The 26,085-nt window shown below is 62.6% G+C and carries 26 protein-coding genes, 1 tRNA gene and 1 pseudogene; 12 read left to right on the top strand and 16 right to left on the bottom strand.

The window, feature by feature from the left end:
- Positions 1–40: 40 nt before the first annotated feature.
- The 4 genes from NKI99_RS23725 to moaA form a co-directional block, all read right to left on the bottom strand.
- A complete protein-coding gene (locus NKI99_RS23725; RefSeq protein WP_128303655.1) occupies positions 41–961 on the bottom strand; it encodes a DMT family transporter in 921 nt (306 codons plus the stop codon).
- Positions 962–1,186: 225 nt separating this feature from the next.
- Complete coding sequence (locus tag NKI99_RS23720) at positions 1,187–1,546, bottom strand: hypothetical protein (protein ID WP_023813955.1); 360 nt, start codon at positions 1,544–1,546, stop codon at positions 1,187–1,189.
- A gap of 120 nt (positions 1,547–1,666) precedes the next feature.
- The gene (locus tag NKI99_RS23715) at positions 1,667–2,140 is read right to left on the bottom strand and encodes a hypothetical protein (protein ID WP_352612247.1); all 474 of its coding nucleotides are present in this window, start codon (positions 2,138–2,140) and stop codon (positions 1,667–1,669) included.
- Between the two features lie 56 nt (positions 2,141–2,196).
- Entirely contained in the window at positions 2,197–3,192 is a 996-nt protein-coding gene (gene moaA, locus NKI99_RS23710) for a GTP 3',8-cyclase MoaA (protein ID WP_031213805.1), read from the bottom strand.
- A gap of 196 nt (positions 3,193–3,388) precedes the next feature.
- On the opposite strand from moaA, the gene NKI99_RS23705 reads away from it, so the two are divergent.
- Positions 3,389–3,742, top strand: coding sequence for a gamma-butyrobetaine hydroxylase family protein (locus tag NKI99_RS23705; RefSeq protein ID WP_127327406.1), 354 nt, complete (start codon positions 3,389–3,391; stop codon positions 3,740–3,742).
- A 73-nt stretch (positions 3,743–3,815) separates the two neighbouring features.
- Positions 3,816–4,427, top strand: coding sequence for a pyridoxamine 5'-phosphate oxidase family protein (locus NKI99_RS23700; protein WP_352612245.1), 612 nt, complete (start codon positions 3,816–3,818; stop codon positions 4,425–4,427).
- 19 nt (positions 4,428–4,446) lie between these two features.
- On the opposite strand, the gene NKI99_RS23695 is transcribed toward NKI99_RS23700, so the two are convergent.
- The gene (locus tag NKI99_RS23695) at positions 4,447–4,899 is read right to left on the bottom strand and encodes a MarR family winged helix-turn-helix transcriptional regulator (protein ID WP_352612243.1); all 453 of its coding nucleotides are present in this window, start codon (positions 4,897–4,899) and stop codon (positions 4,447–4,449) included.
- A gap of 47 nt (positions 4,900–4,946) precedes the next feature.
- Here NKI99_RS23695 and NKI99_RS23690 point away from each other — a divergent pair, with 47 nt between their 5' ends.
- On the top strand, positions 4,947–5,855 hold the full coding sequence (locus tag NKI99_RS23690; protein ID WP_352612241.1) for an alpha/beta hydrolase: 909 nt from the start codon (positions 4,947–4,949) through the stop codon (positions 5,853–5,855).
- Between the two features lie 13 nt (positions 5,856–5,868).
- Here the strand turns inward: NKI99_RS23690 and NKI99_RS23685 are convergent, their stop codons facing one another.
- Positions 5,869–6,264: a rhodanese-like domain-containing protein gene (locus tag NKI99_RS23685; protein WP_056587731.1), complete on the bottom strand. Its 396-nt coding sequence runs from the start codon at positions 6,262–6,264 to the stop codon at positions 5,869–5,871.
- A gap of 55 nt (positions 6,265–6,319) precedes the next feature.
- Positions 6,320–6,934 (bottom strand): TetR/AcrR family transcriptional regulator, encoded by a 615-nt coding sequence (locus tag NKI99_RS23680; RefSeq protein WP_352612239.1) that lies wholly within the window; start codon positions 6,932–6,934, stop codon positions 6,320–6,322.
- A gap of 98 nt (positions 6,935–7,032) precedes the next feature.
- On the opposite strand from NKI99_RS23680, the gene NKI99_RS23675 reads away from it, so the two are divergent.
- From NKI99_RS23675 to NKI99_RS23665, 3 genes and pseudogenes are all read left to right on the top strand, one after another.
- Positions 7,033–7,779: a 3-oxoacyl-ACP reductase family protein gene (locus tag NKI99_RS23675; protein ID WP_352612237.1), complete on the top strand. Its 747-nt coding sequence runs from the start codon at positions 7,033–7,035 to the stop codon at positions 7,777–7,779.
- A gap of 209 nt (positions 7,780–7,988) precedes the next feature.
- Entirely contained in the window at positions 7,989–9,878 is a 1,890-nt protein-coding gene (locus NKI99_RS23670; protein ID WP_352612235.1) for a L,D-transpeptidase family protein, read from the top strand.
- A 383-nt stretch (positions 9,879–10,261) separates the two neighbouring features.
- A pseudogene (locus NKI99_RS23665) lies at positions 10,262–11,151 on the top strand (arginase family protein).
- 153 nt (positions 11,152–11,304) lie between these two features.
- Here the strand turns inward: NKI99_RS23665 and NKI99_RS23660 are convergent.
- Together NKI99_RS23660 and NKI99_RS23655 are read right to left on the bottom strand one after the other, a co-directional pair.
- Positions 11,305–11,790: a hypothetical protein gene (locus tag NKI99_RS23660; protein WP_032909546.1), complete on the bottom strand. Its 486-nt coding sequence runs from the start codon at positions 11,788–11,790 to the stop codon at positions 11,305–11,307.
- Between the two features lie 219 nt (positions 11,791–12,009).
- On the bottom strand, positions 12,010–12,267 hold the full coding sequence (locus tag NKI99_RS23655) for a PepSY domain-containing protein (protein ID WP_023813967.1): 258 nt from the start codon (positions 12,265–12,267) through the stop codon (positions 12,010–12,012).
- 673 nt (positions 12,268–12,940) lie between these two features.
- Between NKI99_RS23655 and NKI99_RS23645 the strand changes: the two genes are divergently transcribed.
- Complete coding sequence (locus NKI99_RS23645; protein WP_031213807.1) at positions 12,941–13,294, top strand: hypothetical protein; 354 nt, start codon at positions 12,941–12,943, stop codon at positions 13,292–13,294.
- A 49-nt stretch (positions 13,295–13,343) separates the two neighbouring features.
- On the opposite strand, the gene NKI99_RS23640 is transcribed toward NKI99_RS23645, so the two are convergent.
- Together NKI99_RS23640 and NKI99_RS23635 are read right to left on the bottom strand one after the other, a co-directional pair.
- Positions 13,344–13,418: transfer RNA gene (locus NKI99_RS23640), tRNA-Val, on the bottom strand.
- Positions 13,419–13,776: 358 nt separating this feature from the next.
- Positions 13,777–14,460: a phosphoglycolate phosphatase gene (locus NKI99_RS23635; protein ID WP_352612233.1), complete on the bottom strand. Its 684-nt coding sequence runs from the start codon at positions 14,458–14,460 to the stop codon at positions 13,777–13,779.
- 320 nt (positions 14,461–14,780) lie between these two features.
- Here NKI99_RS23635 and rpiA point away from each other — a divergent pair, with 320 nt between their 5' ends.
- The 3 genes from rpiA to gor all read left to right on the top strand — a co-directional run bounded on the left by rpiA (position 14,781) and on the right by gor (position 17,609).
- Entirely contained in the window at positions 14,781–15,512 is a 732-nt protein-coding gene (gene rpiA / locus NKI99_RS23630) for a ribose-5-phosphate isomerase RpiA (protein WP_023813970.1), read from the top strand.
- Entirely contained in the window at positions 15,499–16,101 is a 603-nt protein-coding gene (locus NKI99_RS23625; RefSeq protein ID WP_352442439.1) for a DUF2059 domain-containing protein, read from the top strand. The genes rpiA and NKI99_RS23625 overlap by 14 nt, the downstream gene beginning before the upstream one ends.
- A gap of 116 nt (positions 16,102–16,217) precedes the next feature.
- The gene (gor, locus tag NKI99_RS23620) at positions 16,218–17,609 is read left to right on the top strand and encodes a glutathione-disulfide reductase (RefSeq protein ID WP_352612231.1); all 1,392 of its coding nucleotides are present in this window, start codon (positions 16,218–16,220) and stop codon (positions 17,607–17,609) included.
- A gap of 66 nt (positions 17,610–17,675) precedes the next feature.
- Here the strand turns inward: gor and mgtE are convergent, their stop codons facing one another.
- Together mgtE and NKI99_RS23610 are read right to left on the bottom strand one after the other, a co-directional pair.
- A complete protein-coding gene (gene mgtE / locus NKI99_RS23615; RefSeq protein ID WP_352612229.1) occupies positions 17,676–19,040 on the bottom strand; it encodes a magnesium transporter in 1,365 nt (454 codons plus the stop codon).
- 273 nt (positions 19,041–19,313) lie between these two features.
- Positions 19,314–21,212 (bottom strand): ABC transporter ATP-binding protein/permease, encoded by a 1,899-nt coding sequence (locus NKI99_RS23610; RefSeq protein ID WP_352612227.1) that lies wholly within the window; start codon positions 21,210–21,212, stop codon positions 19,314–19,316.
- 599 nt (positions 21,213–21,811) lie between these two features.
- Between NKI99_RS23610 and NKI99_RS23605 the strand changes: the two genes are divergently transcribed.
- Positions 21,812–22,249: a hypothetical protein gene (locus NKI99_RS23605; RefSeq protein ID WP_352612226.1), complete on the top strand. Its 438-nt coding sequence runs from the start codon at positions 21,812–21,814 to the stop codon at positions 22,247–22,249.
- 37 nt (positions 22,250–22,286) lie between these two features.
- On the opposite strand, the gene NKI99_RS23600 is transcribed toward NKI99_RS23605, so the two are convergent.
- Both NKI99_RS23600 and NKI99_RS23595 read right to left on the bottom strand, forming a co-directional pair.
- Entirely contained in the window at positions 22,287–22,967 is a 681-nt protein-coding gene (locus NKI99_RS23600) for a DsbA family oxidoreductase (protein ID WP_352612224.1), read from the bottom strand.
- Positions 22,968–22,985: 18 nt separating this feature from the next.
- Positions 22,986–24,806 (bottom strand): extracellular solute-binding protein, encoded by a 1,821-nt coding sequence (locus tag NKI99_RS23595; protein WP_352612223.1) that lies wholly within the window; start codon positions 24,804–24,806, stop codon positions 22,986–22,988.
- Between the two features lie 232 nt (positions 24,807–25,038).
- Between NKI99_RS23595 and NKI99_RS23590 the strand changes: the two genes are divergently transcribed.
- The gene (locus NKI99_RS23590) at positions 25,039–25,668 is read left to right on the top strand and encodes an invasion associated locus B family protein (protein ID WP_027036590.1); all 630 of its coding nucleotides are present in this window, start codon (positions 25,039–25,041) and stop codon (positions 25,666–25,668) included.
- A gap of 72 nt (positions 25,669–25,740) precedes the next feature.
- On the opposite strand, the gene hspQ is transcribed toward NKI99_RS23590, so the two are convergent.
- A complete protein-coding gene (gene hspQ, locus NKI99_RS23585) occupies positions 25,741–26,064 on the bottom strand; it encodes a heat shock protein HspQ (protein ID WP_023811879.1) in 324 nt (107 codons plus the stop codon).
- Positions 26,065–26,085: the final 21 nt, after the last annotated feature.

Below are 26,085 nucleotides of genomic sequence, written 5' to 3'. Positions count from 1 at the left end.
CGCCAGCCGTCGGAAATCACAAGAACCTTCAATGATCTGGCTAGATTCCGTCCGGAACCATGCTCGGCCCCGTGCTTTCGGCGACGATCTTGCGCCGGCCGGCGACCCGCTCGCGGTAGAGCGCATAGAGGCCCGAGCCGATGATGATGGTGGCGCCGACGATCATCGGCGGATCGGGGATATCGGCGAAGATGAACAGGCCAAGCAGGATCGACCAGATCAGGGCCGTATAGCGGAACGGCGCGATGAAGGAGATGTCGCCCGCCCGCATCGCCATGATGATGAACTGGTAGCCGATCAGTACCAGCACCGCCGCCAGGGCCAGCAGGGCTGTGCTGTCCCCCGTCATCGGCGTCCAGCCGCCCATTGCCGGCAACAGCGCCGCACCGACGATGGTCATGGCAAGCGCGGTTGCCGTCGACACCAGCAATGTCGGAATGGCCTTGGGAATTTGCTTGGTGGCGAGATCGCGCACCGCACAACAGGCAACGCTGGCCAGCGCCGCCAGCGAGTAGATGCTGAACCCTTCGAAGCCAGGCCGCACGATGATCAGCACGCCGGCAAATCCGATGGCGATGGCCAGCCAGCGCCGCCAGCCGACAGCCTCGCCAAAGACGAGCGCGGCCCCCATCGTCACCGCCAGTGGCAGCGCCTGCAGCACCGCCGAAACATTGGCGATCGGCAAATGGGCGAGGGCGACGAGAAAACTCACCGTGGCACCGGCCTCGCTGATCACGCGCAGGGCCACCAAAGGGTGCAGCATCGAGCCCGGGCGGGCGAGCGCGCCGCGCTGCCAGGCGAGCAAGCCAACGAAAAGCGAAGCGAAAGCCCCACGGATCAACATGACCTGCGCCATGTTCATCGATTGTGACGAGTATTTGGTGATGGCGTCGTTGAGGCAGAAGCCGGCCATCGCCACCATCATGAACAACGCGCCGCGAATATTTGGTGACAGGGGCAAGACGGCTACCGGTTCTGCTAATGCATGTCGCCCAAAAGTGACCTCGATTTTTGGGAAACGGCATGCATAAGAAACAAAGACCTAAAGCGCGTCACCTGAATCCGTTCAAACGCGACGCGCTTTAGGCAGCAAGCCTGTAACAGCCGGGCATGAAACAGCAATAGCAAAGGGCTGGGCCACAGCCTTGTTTGTGGCCCAGAAGATCACCTGCAATGGCGGCAGAACTTACTTCTTCGGCGTCAGCACCTCGGTGCCATTGCCTTCCTTGCCGGCGATGGTCCACAGACCATGCAGCGAGCCGTCGTCCGTCATCTTGTAGACGACGAGGCCGATATCCTTGCCCATGACATAGCCGGCGGAGAAGGCGTCATCGTTGCGCATGCAGATGCCGTCGGAAGATGAGCCACCGGTTTCCCAATGGATCGCGCAGGTCGTCCCGCTGGTCAGCGTGATGGTGGCTTCGCCGCCATAGGCCGAACCGTCGAAGTTGGTGCCGGCGACCGTATAGGTGCCGCCGATCGACTGCGCCGCGGCGGGCGCGGCCGCGAGACCGAGCAAGGCGAGAGAAAGAATGAGTTTGCGCATGATGTATTCCCCCTGTGAGCGAAGAGCCGCTTCCAGAGAAAGGCTAGGCTGGAACAGACTGGCCGTAAATCCGGCTGCGGTTCGCGAACAAGACTTTTTCTGGGGTGTGGTCCGAAACGTTCATGGTCCCTTGAGACTGCCGGCAATGGCGCCGACCAGCGGGTCGTATTTCGACTTCAGGGCCGGAGGGTAGTCGACCCAGACCGTGCGGATGACGCCATCTCCACCAAACAGGCGCCGCTCGTAAAAGATCTTTCCTTCCTTCAAGCCCGACAGCACTGCCCAGTCCTTTCCGGCCCTGCTGTAGGTCACCTTGTAGCCCGGCTCGTTGCTCGCCTTCTGCGCCGCGACAAAGCCTTTCGGCGTATCGTCGTCGATGTTGAGGATGCCCGAGCAGATCAGGCTGGCACCATCGGCACTCAGCCATTGCTGCCCGTCGCCATTGTCGGGCTCGGGCTGGTGCTCGGTGAAGATTTCCTCGGGAAAGGTGCAGACGGTGCCGAAGCGCTCGTTCACATAGGTGAACGGCGCGGCAATTGCCGTGCTCGCCGCGATCGCAGCGAAAAACGTCCTGAATGAAAAGAACCGCCGCATGTCTTGCCCCGAAGTCGATGACCGCACGGCAATTCTTGCACAGATCGGCGGGAAGATCAGCCGCCGGTGACGCTCATATGGCGCGATACCGATGGGCGGCTGGTGCGGCGGTCGATGATGAAGTCATGGCCTTTCGGCTTGCGGCCGATCGCTTCGTCTATCGCTTCGGCGACCAGCTCGTTGCCTTCGGAGGCGCGCAAGGGCGCGCGCAGGTCAGCGGCATCTTCCTGGCCCAGGCACATATAGAGGGTGCCGGTGCAGGTCAGCCGGACGCGGTTGCAGCTTTCGCAGAAATTATGCGTCATCGGCGTGATGAAGCCGAGCCGTCCGCCGGTCTCGGCGACCTGGACGTAGCGGGCCGGGCCGCCGGTCTTGAAGGGAATGTCGGTCAGCGTGAACTGGCGTTCCAGCGACGCGCGCAGCAGCGACAGCGGCAAATACTGGTCGGTGCGGTCGGCATCGATCTCGCCCATCGGCATGGTTTCGATGACCGTCAGGTCCATGCCGCGGCCATGCGCCCAGCGCATCATCTCGGGCAGCTCGGCGTCGTTGAAATCCTTCAGCGCCACCGCGTTGAGCTTGACCTTCAGCCCCGCCGCCTGCGCGGCATCGATGCCTTGCATGACCTTGTCGAGATGGCCCCAGCGGGTGATCTTGTGGAACTTGTCGGCATCGAGCGTATCGAGCGACACGTTGATGCGCTTCACGCCGCAATCGGCGAGTTCGGCGGCAAAGCGCGACAGCTGCGAGCCGTTGGTGGTCAGCGTCAGTTCTTCCAGCGCGCCGCTGGCGAGATGCCGCGACAGCTGGCGCACCAGATGCATGATATTCTTGCGCACCAGCGGTTCACCGCCGGTCAGGCGCAATCTCCTTACGCCCTTTTCGATGAAAACCGTGCACAGCCGATCGAGTTCTTCCAGCGACAGCAGGTCTTTCTTCGGCAGGAAGGCCATGTCCTCGGCCATGCAATAGGTGCAGCGGAAATCGCAGCGGTCGGTGACCGACACGCGGAGATAGCTGATCGTGCGGCCGAAAGGATCAATCATGTCCATGCAAGCGCTTCCCGTGGCCGTGAACGGCTTCGTTATATACCGCTATGTGATACGATCCGGCCATTCATTCAAGATACCGCCTCTCGATCTTTGGTAACATCTCTCAGCCGACATCGCATGTCGGTCGGTCTCATCAGGCCTTTTCCCGTTTGGCGAAGCGGCGTAGGGAAGGGCGGGTGATACGGGATCGAACAGCATGACCGCACCGAAAGAACTCCGGGTCTCGAAGGACCGCAAACTTCTGTCCGTAACCTTTCCCGACCATCGGCCGTTCGAACTGCCGGCGGAACTGCTGCGTGTCGCCTCGCCATCGGCCGAGGTGCAGGGCCATTCGCCGGATCAGCGGGTGACGGTTCCTGGCAAGCGCAATGTGGCGATCCTGAAGATCGAGCCGGTCGGAAACTATGCTGTGCGCATCACCTTCGACGATTTCCACGACACCGGCATCTTCACCTGGAATTACCTGCACACGCTTGGCCACGAGAAGGATGCGCGCTGGGAAGCCTATCTCGCGGAGCTTGCGGAAAAGGGCCTGAGCCGGGACCACTAGATTGATTCCGCTCGCTGTCGTCAAAACGTCATCGAGATGGCGTAGCGCCGGCAAAGGTTTGGAGGCGAGAAAAATGTCCGTCATCACCACGGTCGAACAGCTCGAGGCGCTCTATGGCGTTCCAGGCGAGGCCTCACTGGTCAAGGAACTCGACCAAATCATTCCCGAATATGCCGCCTTCATCGAAGCCTCGCCCTTTGTCGCGCTGGCAACCAGCGGGCCGGAGGGGCTGGACTGCTCGCCGCGCGGCGATCTCGCCGGCTTCGTGCGCATCCACGATCCGAAAACGCTGATGATGCCGGACCGTCGCGGCAACAACCGCGCCGATTCGCTAAGAAACATCATCCGCGACCCGCGCGTCGGCCTGCTGTTCCTGGTGCCTGGCTCCGGCACGACGCTGCGCGTCAACGGCCGCGCTCATATCACCACGGATACAGCGCTGTGCGCGTCATTCACGGTGGATGGCAAGGCGGCGCGATCGGTAACCGTCGTCGATATCGATTCGGTCTACTTCCAGTGCGCCCGCGCCATCCTCCGCTCCGAGCTTTGGAACCCGGCAAGGCACGTCGACCCGAAGTCGCTGCCGACGCCCGGACAGATCCTGGAAATCACCAGCCGCAGGAACATCGACGGCGAGACCTACGACAAGGAATGGCCGGAACGGGCGAAGAAGACGATGTGGTAGGTTTGGGCTGAAAGGGCCGTCACACCTCTTTCAGCACATCATAGATCTTGCGCATCTGCTCGCCGATCATGTCGCATTGTTCCGGCGTCGACTGGCTCATCGCCTTCTCGATCAGCGCCATATGCACTTTCAGCGCTTGCATCAGCAGCGCCTCGCCGGCCTCGGTGAGCGCGAGCCGCAGGATGCGCTTGTCCTTTTCGTCGCCTTCGCGGCGCAGCAGGCCGCGCACTTCCAGCTGCGGCAAAAGCATGGTGATGTTGGAGCGGCCGACGAGCAGCTTGCGGGCAAGATCGTGCTGCGACATGCCGGGGTGGCGATAGAGGTTCATCAGCACGTCGAGCTGCGCCGGTTTCAAATCGAGCGGTGCAAGCTTCACCGCGAGCGTGCGCTCCAGCACATGGCATGCGCGCGCCACCGCGACCCAGTTGCGGAAACGCGGGTTGTCCCAAGGCAGCTCTTGTTTATTGTTCATCTTTGAACTATTATGTTCATGCTTGAACGTATGGATGGATTTTCACTATGGCATCATTCGGGCTGAAGGTCATCCGGGGCGTGTTCGGTGCGGCAGAGCGTGTCGCGCCGCGGCTTAGCGGACGCGCGGCGTTCGAATTGTTCTGCCGCACCCCGAATGTCAAGGCGCTCAGCGATGGCGAGCGCCGCGCTGTCGAGCGTGCGTCCGGGTTCATGACCGAGGCGCGTCATCACCGGCTGAAGACCGCGACCGGCTGCGTCATGGTGCACGAGTTCCGGCCGGAGCCCGGCAGGGCGGCCGTCGGCACGGTGCTCGTCGTCCATGGCTGGCGCTCGCGCACCGAATATATGCGCGCCTTGATCGAAGGCTATCGCGCCGCCGGCTACAGGGTCGTTTCGCTTGACCTGCCCGGCCACGGCCAGTCGCAGGGCCGGCGCCTCAACATGGTCAATGCGGTGGATGCGGTGCGGGTTGCCGGCGAATGGTTCGGTCCCTTCGTGGCAGCCGTCGGCCATTCCTTCGGCGGCGCCGTCGCCGCCAATGCCATCGCCGGTTCGGTCAAGAACATTCCGCCGCTGGCGGCCGGACGCCTGGTGCTGATCGCGGCGCCAAGTTCCCTGCCGGCGATCTTTGCCGACTTCAGTCATATGTTAAATGTCGGCCCGCGCTCGCAAGCCGCCATGGCGGACCGGGTCGAGCATCTTTCCGGCCGGCCGCTGCACGAATTCACCGGCGACCGTCAGCTCGCCCAGGCGCCGGTGCCGACCCTGGTCATCCATGCGCAGGACGATCGCGAAGTGTCGGCCGATCATGCAAGGCGCTATGCCGGCGCCGGCGGCCATGTGCGGCTCTACTGGGCCGACGGGCTCGGCCACCGCCGTATTCTCGCCGACAAGGGCGTGGTCGAACGCGCGGTCGGCTTCGTGACGCATCGCGAGCCATTGCTGCTGCACTGAGCGGCGGTCGAGATTATTTCTTCTTCTCGCCGGGTTCGACCGGCAGTCCGGCGGCCTTCCAGGCGGTGTAGCCGCCAAGGATGTGCTTGACCGGCGAAAGCCCCATGTCCTGCGCCGTCTTTGTGGCCAGCGCCGAGCGCCAGCCGCCGGCGCAGAAGAACACGAAGCTCTTTCCCGAGGCGAAGAACGGCTTGTGGTAAGGGCTTTCGGGGTCGATCCAGAACTCCAGCATGCCGCGGGTGACATGCTTGGCGCCGGGAATCCTGCCGTCTCGTTCCACTTCGCGCGGATCGCGCAGATCGACGAAGATGGTGTCTTCATCGTCGAGCAGTCCGGCTGCCTCCTCCGGCGAAACCACTTCGATCTCGGCGTTCGCCTCGTCCAGCAGCTCGCGATAACCCTTTTTCACGCTCTCGTCCCTCCCGGCCTTGCTGGCGAATTTCGATCACACCAGCCGGCGTTTGTCACGCCGCGTCGGTGCCGGCCATTGTCGTCCAGGCAGCCATGGCACCGGCCACCGTCGCCAGCAGGGCATCGTGCGAGGCTCCGTCGCGTGCCTGGATCGACATGCCGTGCTGGACCGTGGCGAAGAAAGTCGCGGCGGCACTAGAGTCGAAATCCGCCGGCAATTCGCCTTCGGCAACGCCGCGCTCGAGACGCTTCTGCAGGGCGGTGTGGTTTTCGGCACGACGACGGCGCAGATCGTCGCAGATGGCGCCTCGGCTCGAATCCTGATGCAGCGCGCCGAGCGTGATCAGGCAGCCCTGCGGGCGATCGCTCTGCGCATAGGCCTTCGCCGTCAGGCTCAGGAATTGTTCGATCGCCTGCCGCGCGGTCGGAGCCTCGTCCAATGCCAGCCAGATGTCGGCACCCTCGGTGTGCGAATAGAAATCCATCGCCTCCAGGAACAGTGCCTCCTTGCTGCCGAAGGCGGCGTAGAGGCTGGGCGAGTTGATGCCCATGGCGGCGGTCAGCTCGCTCATCGATGCGCCTTCGTAGCCACGCGCCCAGAACACCTGCATCGCGCGTCGCAGGGCTGCGGTTCGATCGAAGGTGCGGGGGCGGCCTCGTTCCGGCATGATGCTCTTTTCTGTGTTGATCGATACATAATTAAGTTGACGCCGGTGGGCAAGGCTGACAGATATTTATGTATCGATCGTTACAAAAGGAGAAATCGATGTCATTCAAGCAACTGGGCGGCAAGGCCGCGCTCGTCACCGGCGGCAGTCGCGGCATCGGTGCGGCGATTGCGCGACGGCTCGCGGCCGACGGCGCCAGTGTCGCGCTGACTTATGTGCATGGCGAGGAGCAGGCTCGCTCGGTTGTCGCCGAAATCGAGGCCAAGGGCGGCCGCGCCATCGCGATCAGGGCCGACAACCGCGATGCGGTCGCCATAGACAAGGCCGTCGACGACGCAGTGACCGCCTTCGGCCGGCTCGACATCCTGGTCAACAGCGCCGGCATCTGGCGGGCCGCCCCCATCGACACGCTGTCGCTCGCAGATTTCGACGAGACCATGGAGGTCAATCTCCGGGCTCCATTCATCGCCTCGAAGGCGGCGGCCGTGCATATGGGTGAGGGCGGCAGGATCATCTCGATTGGCAGCAACCTTGCCGAGAGGGCGACCGACGGCAGCCTCACGGCCTATTCAGCCAGCAAGGCGGCGCTGGTCGGCCTGACCAAGGCGCTGGCGCGCGACCTCGGCCCGCGCGGCATCACCGCCAACGTCGTCCACCCCGGTTCGACCGACACCGACATGAACCCGGCCGACGGCCCGCACGCCGAGCATCAGCGCCGGAAGATGGCAACACCGCGTTTCGGCAAGGCCGATGACATTGCCGGTATGGTCGTCTGGCTTGCAGGCCCTGAAGGCCGCTTCGTCACCGGCGCTGCCCTGACCATCGATGGCGGCGCCAACGCCTGATCCCGAGAGATTTCCGGCTGGGGCGGAACAACCCTCCGCTCCAGCCGTCACGATCTTGTGAAACCGTTCTGCAACAGGCTTTCCAAAATTTATGAAAGCTTAACGAAATCGGTATGAATCAGTATAGTCGCGCCTTACATCCGCCATGCGGTGAGCGGGACGATCTAGCGTGCGGAACGGGAACCGGTTGCGGCCGGAGCGGGTGATTCATGAAATTCCTCGGAAACAAAGCAACCGTGATGCCGCTGATGGCGATCACGGCAACGCTGGCTTTCGGTGTACCCCAGGCAGGCGCGCAGGGGCTCTTCGACATGCTTTTCGGCGGCGGCGTCAAGCATGCGCCGAAAGGCGAGTTTCCGCCCCCGCCGCCGAAGAACAAGCCAAAGCCGAAAGTGTCCGGTGGTGGCGGCGGCAATGTGAAGATCAGCAGCCCATCCTACTACACCTACAAGGCCGACCGGCTGGTTCGCGTCGACTTCTCGGCATTGGCCGCGACGCCGCAGCCGGCGACACCGCAGGACGCCGCCTTCGTGCCGTCGGCAACGGGCGCTGCGTTCCGTGATGCGGTTGCCAGCTTGGGTGACTACGAACTCTTAGCCGAGCCCGACATCGCCAAGGCGCTGATCGCGTATTACTCGGCCAATCCGGATTTCATCTGGATAAGCGGAACCAGCCTCAACAGCCGCGCGCAGGATGCGGTGCGGGTGCTTGGCGAGGCTTCAAGCTATGGCCTCACGCCCGCCGACTATACGGTCGAAGTGCCCGCTGCCGGCGCATCGTCGGCCGATGCCAATGCGCAACTGAAAGAGCTCGTCCGTTTCGAGATGGCGCTTTCCGCGCGTGTGCTGCGCTATGCCCACGACGCCCAGAACGGCCGCGTCGATCCCAACCGCATGACCGGCTACTATGATTTCCCGGCCAAGCCGCTCGACTTGCAAGGCGTGCTGAGGACGCTGGCGCATACCCAGCAAGTGCGCACCTATCTCGAATCGCGGCATCCGCAGAATGCGGAATACCAGGCACTGCGCGTCGAGCTGGAATCGCTGCAGGCCAGTGCGGAAAACGAAATCGTCGTCGACCCCAAACTGTTGCTGAAGCCGGGCGAAACCAGTCCCGAACTGCCGAAGCTCCTGACCTTGATCGCGCGCAATCTCGATGACGAGATGGGCGGCGCCTATGGCGAGATCCTGTCCAGGCTGGCCACCAGCGACGTCTACGTTCCGGAACTGGTCCCGGTCATCAAGGCCGTGCAGCAGAAGGCAGGCATGAAGGGCGACGGCGTCATCGGCCCGCGCACTGTGGCGACGCTGGCCGGAACATCCAAGGCCGACAAGCTGCTGAAGGTGGAAGTGGCGCTGGAGGAACTGCGCTGGCTGCCCTCCGATCTTGGCAGTCCGCGCGTCTTCATCAACCAGCCGGCCTTTACCGCAAGCTACATCGACAATGGCGAGGAAAAGCTCAAGACGCGTGTCGTCGTTGGCCGGACCACCAACCAGACCTCTTTCTTCTACGACCAGATCAAGCAGGTCGATTTCCATCCCTATTGGGGCGTGCCGCAGTCGATCATCGTCAACGAGATGCTGCCGAGATTGCGCAACGATCCGGGCTATCTCGACCGGGCCGGCTACGAGGTGACGGATTCGCGCGGCAAGCGCATTCCTTCGTCGGCGGTCAATTGGGGCGCCTATGGCTCCAACATCCCCTACAGCGTTCGCCAGCAGCCGAGCGAGGCCAACGCGCTGGGCGAGTTGAAGATCCTGTTCCCCAACAAGCACGCGATCTACATGCACGACACCCCGCAGAAATCATTCTTCCAGCGGGATATGCGCGCGCTCAGCCATGGCTGCGTGCGGCTGCAGGACCCGCGCGGCATGGCAGCGGCGGTGCTTGGCACCTCCGTGGACTATATCGCCGAGAAGCTGAAGCACGGCCATGCGACCGAGAATGTGACGCGCACGATCCCGGTCTATGTCGCCTATTTCACCGCCTGGCCTGATCTGTCCGGCAAGGTCGAGTATTTCGGCGACGTCTACGACCGCGACTCGCGCCTCAAGCAGGCTCTGGACGCTACGGAGGCGGTTCGCTCGCCTTCGAGTTGATCCAGGACTTTCGGTAGGCCGTTAACTCATAAATACGGAATGACCGAAAGCGGAAAGGCGGCTGAGAGGGAACGAGGAGCGGCGGCTACCGTTATCGAACAAGCTCAAAACGCAACTGTGATCCTGTTTCGGTAGGGACGAACGATGTTGAGCGCTCGAAGCGATTCTGCGACGGTGTTTTGCCATCGTCGGCATTCTGCCGATGGCTGACGAAGGTGGACCAAGCTACGGAAGTGGGCACGTTTCGCGTTCAGATGGAAGACGCGCAACCGTTGGCACGACACCATACGATGCCAACGACTTCGGGCCTTCATTCGCGATCACACGGCCACAAAACAGAGGCCCTGACCTACTCCGCGAAATGGTCACTAACGGAGGCGCCGATGTCGAGCCATTATGCGATTCTCGAAGCCCCCTCCACGCTGGGCCTGGCGACCGACGGTGTGGAGCGCTTGCCTGACCGGCTCCTGGACCTTGCCTTGCGGAGCGCATCCAGGCGCGCCGGGCCGGGCGGCTGGCTGTGCCTGCGAAGGACCCGACGCCCGATCCCGAGACCGGCACCCTGAACGCCAGGGCAATTGCGCAGTGGTCGCCCAAGCTCGCCGACGCCGTGGAAGCGGTGCTTGACGCAGGCGGGTTTCCAGTGGTGCTGGGCGGCGATTGCACGATCGTGCTGGGCTCGGCGCTCGCGTTTCGACGACGCGGCCGCTACGGCTTGCTCTTCATTGACGGCAACGCCGATTTCTTCCAGCCAGAGGCGGAACCCAATGGTGAGGGCGCCTCGATGGACCTCGCCTTCGTCACCGGCTACGGTCCATCGCTCCTGACCGACATCGAAGGTCGCGGTCCTCTGGTCCGCCCTGAAGACGCTGTCGCCTTCGCGTATCGCGATCACAAGGATCAGGAGGAGTACGGAAGCCAGCCGCTCCCCGAAGAGCTCAAGGTGCTTGACCTTCCCGCTGTGCGCGCCACGGGCATCGAGGCCGCCGCACGCGAAGCGATCGATCACCTGACGAGAGCTGAATTGGACGGCTTCTTCATCCATCTCGACGCCGACTGTCTCGACGACGTCATCATGCCAGCTGTCGATTTTCGCGTGCTAGGCGGGTTGTCGTGGGACGAGCTGACGGCTGCGCTCCGGCTTGCCTCGGCGAGCGGCAAGGCAGTCGGCCTCGAGATCACCATCTACAATCCGCGCCTTGATGAGGACGGCAGCGCCGGACGCGGCCTCGCCGACGTACTGGCCGCTGCGCTCGGAACAGCAGCGCCATGACGACGAGCTATGGCTGCTCTCAGGCAGCAAGGCGCACTGAGCGACCGATTTGAGATCGTTTTCCGACTGGCGGCTTTCATAATGCGGCGGAATCTGTTTCTTTCAGGCTCGGCATGAGCCGATATGCCGGGCTCGCGATTGTGAGCCTGCAAGCTAGTAGCGCTGGAACAATGGCCGCCGGAAGCCGGCGTCGCGCCCGGCGATCAGCCAATAGAGCAACCCGGCGACAAGTCCGGCAGCGGCAATGATGCCGATGTCGACCCAACGCTCCGGGTCCATATCCTCCGGTGCACTCGGCCAGATCAGGGCGAAACCGCCGACCGCGGCGCCGGCGCCGAAAACCATGTGCAGCAGGACATTGCGCAACGAGAAGAACTCGGCGATCAGCGCGAAGATCAGCGTCTGCAGCGCGGTCACCACGATGGTCAGGAAATAGACGAACATGCCGAGCGGCGGCACCAGCAGCACCGCGATCGGCGAAACGCCCATGACGTCGAAATAGCTGGGCGCGTTGGGCAAGGAGCTGAGCACGCCATAGATCACCGCGATGGCGATCAGGCCGACCAGCACCGACACGAAGTAGCCGGCCAACATCATCAATATGCGCTTCATCACGTGCTTTGCCGTCGCCATCCCCATCCCCCAATGCGGCGCCCAGAGCAATTCCAGGAAAAGTGTGAAACGGTTTCCGTCCGGAATTGCGCCAAAACAAAGAGTTAGAGCGGTTCACCGTTTCCATGAAGCGGTGAACTGCTCTGGCGCACAGTCAGCCATCAAAGCGACGCTGACGCAAGGGGAGGCGCCCGCGCCGGGAATGGCCGCTGACACGGCCGGGAACGAAATGTCTGCCGGCGAACCCTATTTCGGCTCCGCCGTCACAGGATCGTAGGTGATTTCGACCTTCGCCTTGTCCGCCGTGTAATAGGTGACGGTGTAGGCGCCGCTGTCCCAGTCGACCTCGTCCACATAGCGAAAGCCGTCGCGCTGCTCGACCTTGGCGATGATCTCGGACAGCTTCTTGGCATTGGGCGGCGGCAGCGGCTTGTCGTCCGCGGCCAAGGCCGGCGCGCCGGCGAGAAGAACGGCGACGCTGGTCGCCGGCAGAAATCTGGACATGGCTTTCCCTCAAGTTTTCGTCGGAGAGAAACTCGCTGGCGTGCCGGTTTGTTCCGCAGCCGGAATGCGTGCCGATTCAGTCCACAGGTTTGCAGCTGCCCGAATAATGGGCCGCCGCCCGCTTGACTTACGCAGCGCGTCGTTGAGCGGGGTGGAGACCTGAACGGGTTCGACGAGGGTCGACGGCGGTCACGATGCTGTGGTGGTGATCGCAATAGACGCGATCCGCCGAAGTTGGCCCAGCACAGAAACGATAACCGCCGGGCACTGACCGGTCTTCGCTCACCGGGAAGCGGCACTGATAGACGCCTAGCTGAATGAGGGGGACGTCTTTCGAAATCGGTCTGATATTTTCAGGCATGGTTTTTCAGGTTCCTGGTTCATAGCCATTGCCGGCCGATGGCCGCAAAGCGACCGTGTCAAGGCGAGCTTCTCTCGTTTTGGAGGGCTGTGGATCACCATATGGTGTTGGTCGCAGCGTCAATGAAGCCCGAAACCCTGCATTTCGGAAGTCAATCATTGCGACTTAAGGCCACACCAGCTGCTGGGCGGGCGGGCTACGGAAGCGAATACATCTGTCAGCAGAAGTGTGGTCGCGTCCCCGAGCATCTCTGCGAACCGCTTCGCCGGTGCTATGGTGTGCCTGCATGATCAGGCAGCAGGGATATGAGCCATGCCCGAAGTCACCCGCCGTACACTTCTTGCGTTCACCGCCGTGGCCTCAGTCATTGAACCGACATTTGCTGAAGGGGAAGGGGCCTCACCCGGATTGCGGGCGCTGATCGGAGCCCATGAAGCCACCTATGTCGGGCTTCACAGGGTTGTTCATCAAGCGGGCAGTAGCAGCCACGAACGCAAGAGGGCAGACCGGATTGAACAGGAAGCACTGCTGGCCATCTGCTCCTATCCTGCGATCAGCCGAGGCGATCGCCGGGCCAAGGCCGATTACCTGTTGACCGCCGAGGCTCGGGGTGAACTCGACCTGGAAGAGCACATGCAGGCCATCCTGCACTCGATGAAGCGCTGATCGCGGCTGGTGCATCTCCACCAGACATCGCCAACTGCCGTAAGGATTTTGGTGGGCGATGCAGGGATTGAACCTGCGACCCCACCCGTGTGAAGGGTGTGCTCTCCCGCTGAGCTAATCGCCCGCTCGTTGCCCAAAGGCCAAGCGAGCCGCGATATAAGGGAGGCGGGTGCGGGAAGTCAAGGCGGTGTTCGGCGTTCCGACAGGATCGGATTGTCGGCCTATCCGGCCTTGTCTCGACGAGACGTGGCCGCTTCCAAAGGCAATCGAATATAGGTTCTTGCGAAGAGGACCCCCACCCTAGCCCTCCCCACAAGGGGAGGGAAGCTGCCGCGCTCTCGCCTTTTGCGTCGAGAACGTTGGAAATCTGCTGATATCAGCGCCGACGGAATCTCCTCCCCCTTTGTGGGGAGGGGTTAGGAGTGGGGGTATTCGTAGGGCGCAAGCCTTTGCCCATATGCGATTTCCTGCGCCGCTCCCCGTCAGTTTCCGGCGGCGGCAATCAGCTTTTGCGCCAGATCGAGCGTCAGGGCGTCGAAATGCGAGATGACCGCCGAGGGTTCGAATTCGCGGACATGGCGGTCGGTGTAGCCGAAATCGACCGCCACCACCGGGATGCCGGCGGCCTTCGCCGTGTCGATATCGGTTTGCGAATCGCCAACCATCAGCGCGCGGTGCGGGTCGCCGCCGGCCAGCTTGATGGTCTCGATCAGATGGCGCGGGTCGGGCTTGCGGAAGGCGAACGTGTCCTGGCCGGCGATGGCCGCGAAATGCTGGGTCAGGCCGAGCGCCTCGATCAGCGCCAGCGAGTTGGCTTCGTATTTGTTGGTGCAGATGGCGAGGGTATAGCCGGCCTCCTCGAAGCGCGCGATCGCCTCGACGACACCGGGGTATGGGCGCGATTTGCCGGGGATGTTGAGCGTGTAGTGATCGAGGAAAAGTTCCAGCAGCCGGTCGTGCTCCTCGACGGCAAGCGATCGCTGATGGGCGGCGTGCGCCCGCTCGATCATCACCCGGCCACCGTGGCCGACAAAACGCCTGAAGCCGGCTTCGTCGACCGCCGCGATCTCGCTGGCGGCCAGGCTGTGGTTCAGGCTGTCGAGCAGGTCCGGCGCTGTGTCGATCAGCGTACCGTCGAGGTCGAACACGATGATCGGTCGGGTCATGGTCTGTCCTGGGCAGGTGTGCAATGGGCAGGCGATAGCGGCTGCGGCGCGTCAAGGCAAGCGCGGGGCCAGTTCGTTCAGGCAGGGCCTGCCCATCAGGCCGGGCATTCGCGGCGGGCCGTCCGATATGAAAAAACCCGCCTCGACGGCGGGTTGTGGCGCAAATCAGCACCATGGACAAAAATGTAGCATAGCTGCCCTCACCGATCAAGGAAATAATTCCTACACAGGCATCACCTGGAGAAGCGCCGTCCAGGGCTTTGACCGGACCGGCAAAAATGCTACGAGCCCGGCAGCGAGTTTCCGGGGCAATTACCGACATGGATGCAAGGCAATTGAAGGTCGAAGCCGCGCGCGCCGCACTTGCCCATGTGGGCGACGGCATGCGGCTCGGCATCGGCACCGGCACCACGGCCGAAGAGTTCGTGCGGCTGCTTGCCGAAAAGGTCGCCACCGGCATGACCATCATCGGCGTGCCGACTTCGGAGCGCACCGCGTTGCTCTGCCGCGAGCTTGGCGTGCCGCTGTCGACGCTGGAGGAAACGCCAGAGCTCGATCTCACCGTCGACGGCGCCGACGAAGTCGACCCGGAACTGACGTTGATCAAGGGCGGCGGCGGCGCGCTGCTGCGCGAGAAGATCGTCGCCGCGGCGTCCCAGAGCATGATCGTCATCGCCGACCGCTCCAAGATGGTCGAGACGCTCGGTCGTTTTCCGCTGCCGATCGAGGTCAATCCGTTCGGCCTGCGCGCCACTGAAATCGCGGTTGCCACAGCGGCTGAAAAGCTCGGTCTTTCCGGGCCGGTCACATTGAGGATGACGGGGGGGCAGGCTTTTGTTACAGACGGCGGCCATTTTATCCTCGATGCATCTTTTGGCCGCATTCCGGATACAAGAGCGCTTTCGAATGCTCTCCACGCCATTCCGGGCGTGGTCGAGCATGGTCTTTTCATCGGGCTGGCTTCAGCGGCCATCATCGCCGGCGGCGACGGTATCCAAACCGTCCATGCCGCCCGAAAACCAGGGAGTTCTACCGATCATGACGTTGCATAACCGGGTTCGCAGCCTTTCCGTCCTTCTGGCGGCCTCGGCCGTTTTCGCCTTCTCTTCGCCGGCGTTTTCGCAGGATGTCACGGATTCGCACCTGAAGGCCGCCCGCGCGGCGGTCGCTGCGATCCACGCGACCGACCCGTTCGACAACATCCTGCCGCAGGCAGCCGCGGCGCTCGAATCGCAGCTGATCCAGAAGAACCCGGACATGCAGGAACTGATCGGCAAGACGATCAGCGAGAAGGCGCTGGCGCTGGCCTCGCGCCGCGCCGACCTCGAGAAGGAAGCAGCACTCGCCTACGCGAAAGTGTTCTCCGAAAAGGAACTGGCCGACATCGCCGCCTTCTACAATTCCGATTCGGGCAAGAAGCTGCTCGATAGCGGCCCGACGGTGACCCGCGAACTGGTCAAGGCAGCCGACATCTGGCAGAACGGCCTCGGCCGCGATCTCGCCCAGCAGGTTGGCGAAACGCTGGCCGCCGCCGCCAAGGCAAAGGCGCAGGCAGCACCTGCCGCGCCCGCCGACGGAGCCGCCGCTCCGGCCGATGGCGCAGCGCCCGCCGATGGCGCGGCCCCCGCGGACAATAACTGATCCCGCATTTCAAATGGCCTTGCGGCCTCCCGCGAAAGCCCGGCCTGTCCGGGCTTTTCTTTTGACGGTTTGCGGCCTACCTGTCTGACACATTTCTGAAGCTTGGGAGCCGCGTCATGGCCGGTTACGACTACGATCTTTTCGTCATCGGCGGCGGTTCGGGCGGGGTCAGGGCGGCGCGTGTCGCCGCGGCTCTCGGCAAGCGTGTCGGCATCGCCGAGGAATACCGCTATGGGGGCACCTGCGTCATCCGCGGCTGCGTGCCGAAAAAGCTCTATGTCTATGCCTCGCAATTTCCCGAGCACTTTGCCGACGCCGCCGGCTATGGCTGGACGGTGCCGGAAGCCAGTTTCGACTGGCAGACGCTGGTCGCCAACAAGGATCGCGAGATCAGCCGGCTGGAGGCGATCTACGTCAGGAACGTCGAGGGCGCCGGCGGCGAGACCTTCCACTCGCGCGCCATGATCGTCGATCCGCATGTCGTGCATCTCCTGGGTGAGGATCGCACCGTCACAGCAGACCAGATCCTGATTGCCACGGGCGGCCGCCCGGCGCCGCATCCGGCGCTGCCCGGCCATGAACATTGCATCTTTTCCAACGAGGCTTTCGACCTCAAGGAATTGCCCAAGGCGATCATGATCGAGGGCGGCGGCTACATCGCTGTCGAGTTCGCCAACATTTTTCACGGTCTCGGCGTCGACACCACGCTGGTCTATCGCGGCAAGGAGATCCTCAGCCGGTTCGACATGGACCTGCGGCGCATGCTGCACGAAACGATGGAAAAGAAGGGGATAAGAATCCTCTGCCATTCCGTGTCCGAATGGATCCGCAAGCGGCCGGACGGCCGGCTCGACGCGCTCGTCAGCGGCGGCGAGGTGCTGACCGTCGACCAGGTGATGCTGGCCATCGGCCGCATTCCCAACACCGAGAATATGGGCCTGGAAGGAATCGGACTGGACATGACCAAGACCGGCGCCATCGCCGTCGACCAATATTCCCGCACCAACATCGACAGCATCTGGGCGATCGGCGACGTCACCAACCGCGTGCAACTGACGCCGGTGGCGATCCACGAGGCGATGTGTTTTATTGAAACCGCCTTCAAGGGAAATCCAACCGCGCCCGATCACGAGACGATCGCGACCGCCGTCTTTTCACAGCCGGAGATCGGCACTGTCGGCGTGTCGGAGGACGACGCCGTCAAACGCTTCCCCGACATCGAGATCTACCGCGCGACATTCCGGCCGATGCGGCACACCCTGTCCGGGCGGGATGAGAAGATGCTGATAAAGCTGGTGGTCAACGGCGCGTCGAAGAAAGTGCTTGGCGCCCACATATTGGGGCCGGACGCCGGCGAGATGGCGCAGCTGCTCGGCATCCCGCTGAAGGCCGGCCTGACCAAGGACGATTTCGACCGCACAATGGCCGTGCATCCGACAGCGGCGGAAGAACTGGTCACCATGTACAAGCCGACCTATCGCGTGAAGGACGGCGCGCGGGTGGATTGACGGCAAAGCCGGACCGCGGGACTCCGCCGCAGCAAGGTATTTGCCACGGCGGAGATAAGGAAGCGGCTACAGCAGCGTGCCGCGCAGGATCACCAGCGCCACCGAGAAGTAGATCACCAGCCCGGTGACATCGACCAGCGTGGCGACGAACGGCGCCGATGCGCTGGCAGGGTCGAAGCCGATACGTTTCAAGGCGAACGGCAGCATCGACCCCGACAGCGAACCGAAGGTGACGATGCCGACGAGGGCCGCGCCCACCGTCGTGGCGATCAGCGGCCAGTGCGGGCCATAGTCGTAGAAGCCCATATATTGCCACAGCGCAATGCGGCAGACGCCGACCACGCCGAGCATGGCGCCCAGCACGAGACCGGTGGGCAGCTCGCGCAGCGCCACCCGCCACCAGTCGCCAAGACCGATCTCGCGCAGCGCCAGCGCGCGGATGACCAGCGAGGTCGCCTGCGAGCCGGAATTGCCGCCCGAGCTCATGATCAGCGGGATGAACAGCGTCAGCACGATCGCCTTCTCCAGCTCGCCCTCATAGCTCTGCATCGCGTTGGCCGTCAGCATCTCCGAGATGAACAGCGCGCACAGCCAGCCGCCACGTTTCTTGATCATGGCGAGGAAGCTCATCTTCATGTACGGCTCGTCCAGCGCCTCCATGCCGCCGAAACGGTGCACATCCTCGGTCGTCTCCGCGATCATCGTGTCGATGATGTCGTCGATGGTGACGATGCCGAGGATCTTGCCGTGGTCGACGACCGGAACGGCGAGCAGATCGTATTTGGAGATCGTCTGCGCCAGGGTTTCGCGATCGGTCAGCGGTCCGACCGTCACCGGAAGATGATCCGGCGCCACCGTCATGATCGAATCGTCGGGCTCCCCGGTGATCAGCCGGCGCAGGCCGGTCGAGCGCACGAGCAGGTGCGTCTGCGGATCGACGATATAGATCGCGTACACGGTTTCGCGCGTCCGCTCCACCTTGCGGATGTAGTCGAGCGTTTGCCCGACGGTCCAGTCCGAGGGCACGCTGACGAACTCCGTGGTCATGATCGATGCGGCGCTGCCTTCGGGATAGCCGAGGATGGAGAGCAGCGTTGCGCGCAGCGGCGGCGCAAGCCCGCCAAGCAGCTCGGATCGGGCCGGCTCTTCCAGCTCGCGCAGGATGTCGGCGGCACGGTCGACCGACATGGCGGTGAGCAGCTTGCCCGCCTTGGCGCGCGGCAGCGCCTCCATGAGCTCGGACGCGCCGTCGAGTTCCGGCTGGTCGAAGATCTCGACCAGACGCTCGAACGTCACTTCACAAAGCAGTTCCGTCGCGGTCTCTCGAGGCTCCCTGTTCAGGGCCTCGACAATGTCGGCGACGTGATCGTTGGCTAGGATACGGGCAATCGCGACGGCCTCGTCGCTGGCTACGGCGGTAAATTCGTTCATGGCTCACTCCTTGCCGTCCGGCAGGACATGAACCATGTGAGGTCACGTCAGGGCGGACGGCTGTTGCGTTCGACTGTGACTGTCGCCAGGCATGGCGCGGTGACCTTTCCGCTTGCGGGTTCGCGTTTTTACTATCTGCAAGCGGGCGCAACATAGGAGCGCGCCTTGCCGTGTCAATCGCGGTGAGGAGGGAAAATGCCGACGAGCGGCCGAGATCGCGAGACTGTGATTGCCGGCCGCCGTTCGACCAGGCAGACCGGGGTGGATTAACCGTTATTTCTGCTTCAGCCGGCGCGAGAAGCGCAGCCATTTGTCTTCGACCGGCCGCGGGACCGGCCTTGGCTGCACCAGAATGGTGGTGAGCTCGACGGGCAAGGTCGGAACCAGCGGCTTCTTGGTGGCGACGCCGTCGGCGATCGCGACGATGCTGTGATAGAATTCGCTGCCCGTCATCGATCTCGGCGCCACCGCCTCGTGCATGACGCTGATCACCGTGACATCGGGGCAGTTGTCCTTGATGGCCTGGTGGAAGGCTACCTTGCCGTCGGGGTCGAGCGCGCCGGTCGCCTCGTCGAGGAACAGCAGCCCCGGCTGCTGCAGCACGATGCGGGCCACCACCAGCTTCTGTTTCTGGCCGCCCGACAGCACCTGGTCCCAGCTTTTGCCTTCGCGGCTTTCGTCAGCCATGTGCTCGATAAAGTCGCCGAGCCCCGCCTTGTGCAGCGCCGACGCGACCTGCGCGTCGCCATGGTCGCGCTCGGAGCCCGGAAGGCAGACCAGTTGCTTCAGCGTCACCTGCTGCAGCTTGACCTCCTGGGCGGCATAGAAACTCTTGACGCCCTCGGGGAAGACGATGGTGCCGCGGCCATAGGCCCACAGGCCGTTGATCGCCTTGATCAGCGAAGTCTTGCCGCAGCCGGACTCGCCCTTCAGGAAAGTCCATTCGCCGCGCCGGAAGCGCAGATTGGCGGCGCTGAGGAAGGGCGTCGCATCCTCGCCTTGATGCGCCAGTTCGAGCTTCTGGATGGTCAGGCCAAAAACCGGGTTCTGGCTGGTGTAGTGGAAATCGGAGCGGCCGGTCTGGCTGTAGAATTCCTGCGGATGCTGGACATTCTCGATCGCCTGCGCCAATTCGATGACGCGCTGGCTGTTGGCGCGCAACGTTGCGATGTTCGGCATGACGTGGATGAACCAGGAGCATTGACTGATCAGCGAATTGACCAGCTCGGAGCCGGTTATGTAGCCCTTGAGATCGAAACCGTTGTGGATGAACGGCACCAGGCCAGGTCCATAGGCGACAATGCGGGCGCCAATGAAATTGTAGATCAGCTCGAACGAATTGTAGCCTGTGTTGACGATATTCAGCCGCGCCCAAGTGCGGTCGATGTCGACATAAAGTCGATTGTGCATCGTCTTCTGCACATCCTCGCCTTGCGAGGCCGCGACATGGAAGCTGCGACGCAGAAAAGTGGTCAACTCGCCGCGATAGCTGCCTTCGGATTGCTGCATCCTGACGTTGAGCCGTTCCAGCAGACGACCCAGTTTGACCGCGATCCAAGTGTTCAGCGGCACGTAGGTGGCGACCGCCAGGAAAGCCAAAACCGCGCTGCCGTAGCTGCCGAGAAATTCCAGCCCTTTCACTTCCGCCGAGTTTTCAAGCAATTTCTGGCCGACGAAATAAAGCGATGTGGCAACACCCAGGACGCCCATGGCGAGGCCGATGGCTCCGCCGGTCATGTCCTTGATGGATTCCTGGACGCGCTGATCGATGTTGTCGGGAGCGGCATTGCCGGACGAACCATGCTGGGCGTGGAAATGCGTATGATTGGTGTCGAGCAGCGCTTCGTTGAAGCGGCTGTCCAGCCAGCCGCGCCATTTGCGGTGCAATGTCGCTGACACGAGGCTGCGGATGCCGGTGAAGCCGGCGTCCTTGAGCACGACCAGCAGCACCAGGACGCCGGCATTGACCAGCAGCGAGCGAAGCGGCGTGGTGTTGGCGGCGTCATGGAAGAAGGCGATCGAGTTGACCAGTTCGCCGGAGGCTTCGGCGAACCAAACACCGGCCTTGCTGGACAGCGCCGTGAGCAGTGCGATCACCAGCGTCAGCGTCCAGGCTTCCTTCCAGCGGTCGGAAACCCAGTAGGCCCGCATCAGGCCCCAGAAGCTGCGCATCGACGACACCGGCGTCAGAAGCGATCGCCCTGCGGCATCGCGAGGTGTTTTTTCCGGTACTGACTCTTGCGATGGTCTACCGACCCGAATCACGATCCCGCCCAAACCTTTTTTCTTTTGTTACGGATGGTAACACCAATTGATCATTTTCCATTAATTTAAAACCGGGCCGACCGGATTGCGCCGGCAGCCGTGGCCGTGAGGCAACAGATTACATGCTGAAATATAGCGACAACGATAGGCAAAAATCCGAATATTGCTTTTGATTTCAAATGCCTGATACATAGGGGCGTGACGTTAGCGCGGCTTCCCTTAGGGAAGGTTTTCACACGGTTTTGTGAACTCAAAATCGTCCGGACCGAGCGCTTTTCTCAAAGCAGGTTGACCCGAACACCCGAAAATTTGCCGTTCGCGACCTCGCCGGGCGTGCCGTTGTCGTCCTTACCGGAGGCAGGAGGTGACCGGAGAATCGGCCGAGCGGCGCTTCCTTGTCGGATCGGCTGAGGGACTGTGTTTGACAATTCATCCGCTTGGGATTGAACCTTGCCTGGCATCGTCGACACTCATGCATGTTCGGTTCTCCAACAAGGAAGCTCCCAATGCTTGCACGCGCGGCCGCAATCCTGTCCCTCTTCGCCTGGCTGCCCCTCGTACCTTTGGCGCATGCCGGCGAGCAGAGCATCCCGGCCAGCGCCGAAGGCCAGATCGAGTTCAACACGCCGTCCGGCAACATCGGCTGCATCTACACGCCCAAAGGCGGCACCGGCACCTATGAACCAAGGGATGGTGGCCCGGAGCTGAGCTGCTCGCGCGTCGAGCCAAGCTACGTCACGATTATCCTGGGTCCGAAGGGGCCAGCCACGCTGATCAAGAACCCAGGCGAGCAGGGCTGCTGCAGCGATGTCGACAAGCTTGGCTACGGCAACAGCTGGAGCGCCGGGCCGTTCTCGTGCCAGTCGTCAAGCAAGGGACTGACCTGCACGGCCACGAACGGCCATGGATTTTTCATCAGCAAGGCCAAGGCGACGGTGAAGTAACGCTTGCTGTTGTCGTGGAGAGGAGAGGGCGTCGGCCTCAGCCGGCCTTTTCCAGTTCGCCACGCGCCTTGGCGGCCGCCACCTGGCGAATGGCATCGGCCAGCGTATCGGCATCCTGTGCGCCCATGACCGCGTATTTTTCCTCGAGCAGGAAGCACGGTACGCCAGAAATGCCCATGCGCGACGCGGTGGCGATCTCGGTGCGCACCGCCTCGACATCGGCCTCGGTTGGCAAAAGCGTGGCGACCACGGATGCATCCATGCCGGCCTCGCGTGCCGCCTCGACCAGGACGGCATGATCGCCAATGTTGGCGCCTTCCCCGAAATTCAGTTGGAACAGCCGGCGTACAAGCCTGTTCTGAATGGCTTCGCCGGCGGCACCTGCCCAGCGGATCAGCCGGTGCGCATCCAGCGTGTTCGGCGCCACCTTGATGGCGTCGAAGGCGAACGAGATGCCTTCGACTTCGCCCAGCGGCTCGATGCGGGCGTGAATCTCGCGGATGCGCTCGTCGCTGCCGAATTTTGCCAGCATGTATTCGCGGCGGTCCTTGCCTTCGGGCGGAATGGTCGGATCGAGCTGGAACGGCCGCCAGCGGACATGCACGTCGACATCGCTGACGGCGGCGATTGCCCTGTCGAGCCGCTTCTGGCCGATGAAGCACCAGGGGCAGACGACATCGGATACCACATCGACGGTGATGGCGTTCAATTCGCTCATCTCGATCTCCCTGATCCCTCAGTTGGGCTTGCGCCACCATGTTGGCAGTTGATACCCGAATATGGGCGTCTTTTGCGGATGTTCCAGGTAGTTCCAGTAGGCGATCCATTGCTGCGTGTTGTGCTGCATCGGCACCATGTAGTTGCCGGAGATCAGCAGCCGGTCGAGAACGCGAACGGCGGCAACATAATCCTCCTTGGAGCGGGCGCGCAGCATCGCCTCGATCGCCGCGTCCACAGCCGGATCGGCGACGCCGGCGAGATTGAACGAGCCTTCCGTCCTGGCCGCGGCGGAACTCCAGCGCCCGCTCTGCTCGATGCCGGGCGACAACGAATTGTTGAAGCCGCTCGATCCGACCAGGACCTCGAAGTCGAAGCGCTGCTTGCGCGACTGGATCTGATCGCCGTCGAGGCTGCGAATGGCGAGATCGATGCCGATCTTCTCCAGCGTGCGCTGGTAGATGCCGGCAAGGCGCTCCTCGTCCTGCGACGCGGTCAGGATTTCGAAGCTGAAGGGTTTGCCTTCGGGATCGAGCATCGTTCCATTCTGCACGTGGTAGCCGACACTTTTCAAAAGATCGAAGGCTGCCTTCAGCACGCGGCGGTCCTGGCCCGATCCGTCGGTCACCGGCGGCCGCCATGTACCGTCCATGACATCGGCCGGCACGCGGCCGGGGTAGGGCGCCAGAAGCGCTTTCTCCTTGTCGTCCGCTGGATGGCCGAGCGCGGAAAGCTCGGAGTTTTGCCAATAGCTCATTGTCCGCGCGTACTTGCCGCCGAACAGGTTCTTGTTGGCCCATTCGAAGTCATAAAGCATACCGAGCGCGCGCCGCACGACCGGGTTGGCTAATTTCGGCAACCGCGTGTTGAACAGGAAACCAGTCACCACGGGCGGAATGCCGGTGTCGAAGGTCTGCGCGACCACATCGCCCTTGTGGAAGGCCGGAAAATCGAGATCGCGCTCGCGCTTCACCGGATCACTGTCGTCGTCGATGGCGCAAAGGCCTTTCTTGAACGCTTCGAGCTTGGCGTTGGCGTTGAGGAAATACTCGATGGTGATCTGGTCGTAATTGTCGAAACCGCGCTTGGCCGGGACGTCCTTGCCCCAGTAATCCGGGTTGCGCTTGAACACGATGCGCTGGCCGGGCTGCACCTGCGCGATCGTATAGGGGCCACTGCCGATCACCGGCTTGAGCGTCGTCCTGTCGAAAGTCTCCTTGTCGAAGGCATGCTTCGGGATGATCGGGGTCAGCGCGATGATCAGCGGGAATTCGCGATCGGCCTTGTCGTTGAAGGTGAAGCGCACGCTGTGATCGCCGGTCTTTTCGAGCTTGGCGACCCTGGCCATGCGGTCGCTGTAGGGCGGTCGCCCTTTCTCGGTGTAGACATCGTAGCTGAACAGCACATCTTCCGGCGTCACTGGCTGGCCGTCCGACCATTTGGCCTTCGGGTTGAGATGGAATTCGATGCTCTTGCGCTCCGGGTCCATGTCGGCGCTGTCGGCCAACAAACCGTAAAGCGTGAAAGCCTCGTCGGCATTGCGCTGCATCAACGGCTCGAAGACCAGATTGCCGAAGATCGTATCCATCATGCCGCGCGCCGTCGTGCGCAGGCTCTTGAGGATGAAAGGGTTGAGGTTGTCGAAGCTGCCGCCGACGCAATAGGTGATCGAGCCACCCTTCGGCGCATCGGGATTGACGTAGTCGAAATGCGTATAGCCGGGCGGCAGCGCGGGTTCGCCCTGCATGGCGATCGCGTGCTTCGGCTCCGATGCGGCCGGCTGATGCGAAAGTGCGAGAAACGACATCGCGGTGATCAGCCAAACAACAACGCGGCCCATGACCGTCTCCTTAACAGGTCGGCTTGATGATTCGGTGCGCACCCTAGCATGAGGCGGCTGCGCGCCGGCCAACCGCGCGCTCAACAATTGCTGACGCCGGGCTGGATTCGGCCTCGCTTGCAGTGTAACACGCCCTCCGAAGTCATTCTGTTGCCTCATTTCGGCAACAGGTAGCTGGACCACACGGCACGAAGAAGCCGGTCCCGGGATCATTTGAGAGGAAGTGCACGACATGACGAGCCTGAACAGCAACGCGTACCGCCTGTCGGTCATGGCCGCTGGCGTGATCGGCTTTCTGGGCGCAGGACTCCCCGCCGCTTCCGCACAGCAGCAACAGCAGATTCCGCAAGGCTGGTTCAAGGCCTGCACCAAGCAGGAAGACGTCGACATCTGCAACGTCCAGAACATCACCACCGCCGGCAACGGCCAGCTGGTCACCGGCGTCAGCCTGATCGAGCTCAAGGGCAAGGTGAACCGCAAGGTGTTCCAGGTGACGGTTCCGACCGGCCGTCTGGTGCCTCCCGGCATCGGCCTGCAGATCGACACCGGCAAAGCGCAGAAGCTCGATTATGTGATCTGCTTCCCGGATCGTTGCGTGGCCGAAGTGCCGCTGACCGACCAGCTCGTCGCGGCATTCAAGAAGGGTCAGGCGATCACGCTGACTTCCGTCAATTTCCAGAACCAGCCCAATCCGATCAAGATCGCCCTGCAGGGCTTCAGCGGCGCCTATGACGGCCCGGCGTTGCAGCAGTCGGACATCGAGGACCGGCAGAAGAAGCTTCAGGACTTCGTCGCCAAGAACAACCAGGATTTCGCCAAGAAGCTCAAGGAAGAGCAGGACAAGGCGAAGACCGCCAACTGATCGGCCGATATCGTCCGGCCAACAAAGAAGCGGGGTCATGCCCCGCTTTTTTTGTGCCCGTCTCTCCGCGGGTTAGTGCCTTGACTGCCGTTTCGGCTGGTAGCCGCCGTCCGGCCTCTTGTCGAACATCTCCTTGATCTGCGGATGCCGGACCGGCTCACCCGACTGATCCTCAAGCAGATTCTGCTCGGAGACGTAGGCGATGTATTCGGTCTCCGAATTCTCGGCGAGCAGATGATAGAAAGGCTGATCCTTGCGCGGTCGAACGTCGGCGGGGATGGCTTCGTACCATTCGTCGGTGTTGGCGAATTGCGGGTCGACGTCGAAAATAATGCCCCTGAATGGAAACAGCCGGTGGCGAACCACCTGTCCGATTGCGAATTTGGCTGTTTTCATCGTACTCACCACTGAATTCCT

The sequence above is a fragment of the Mesorhizobium sp. M0239 genome (assembly GCF_040321815.1).
GTDB lineage: Bacteria > Pseudomonadota > Alphaproteobacteria > Rhizobiales > Rhizobiaceae > Mesorhizobium.
This window is presented reverse-complemented; position numbering and strand designations above follow the sequence as displayed.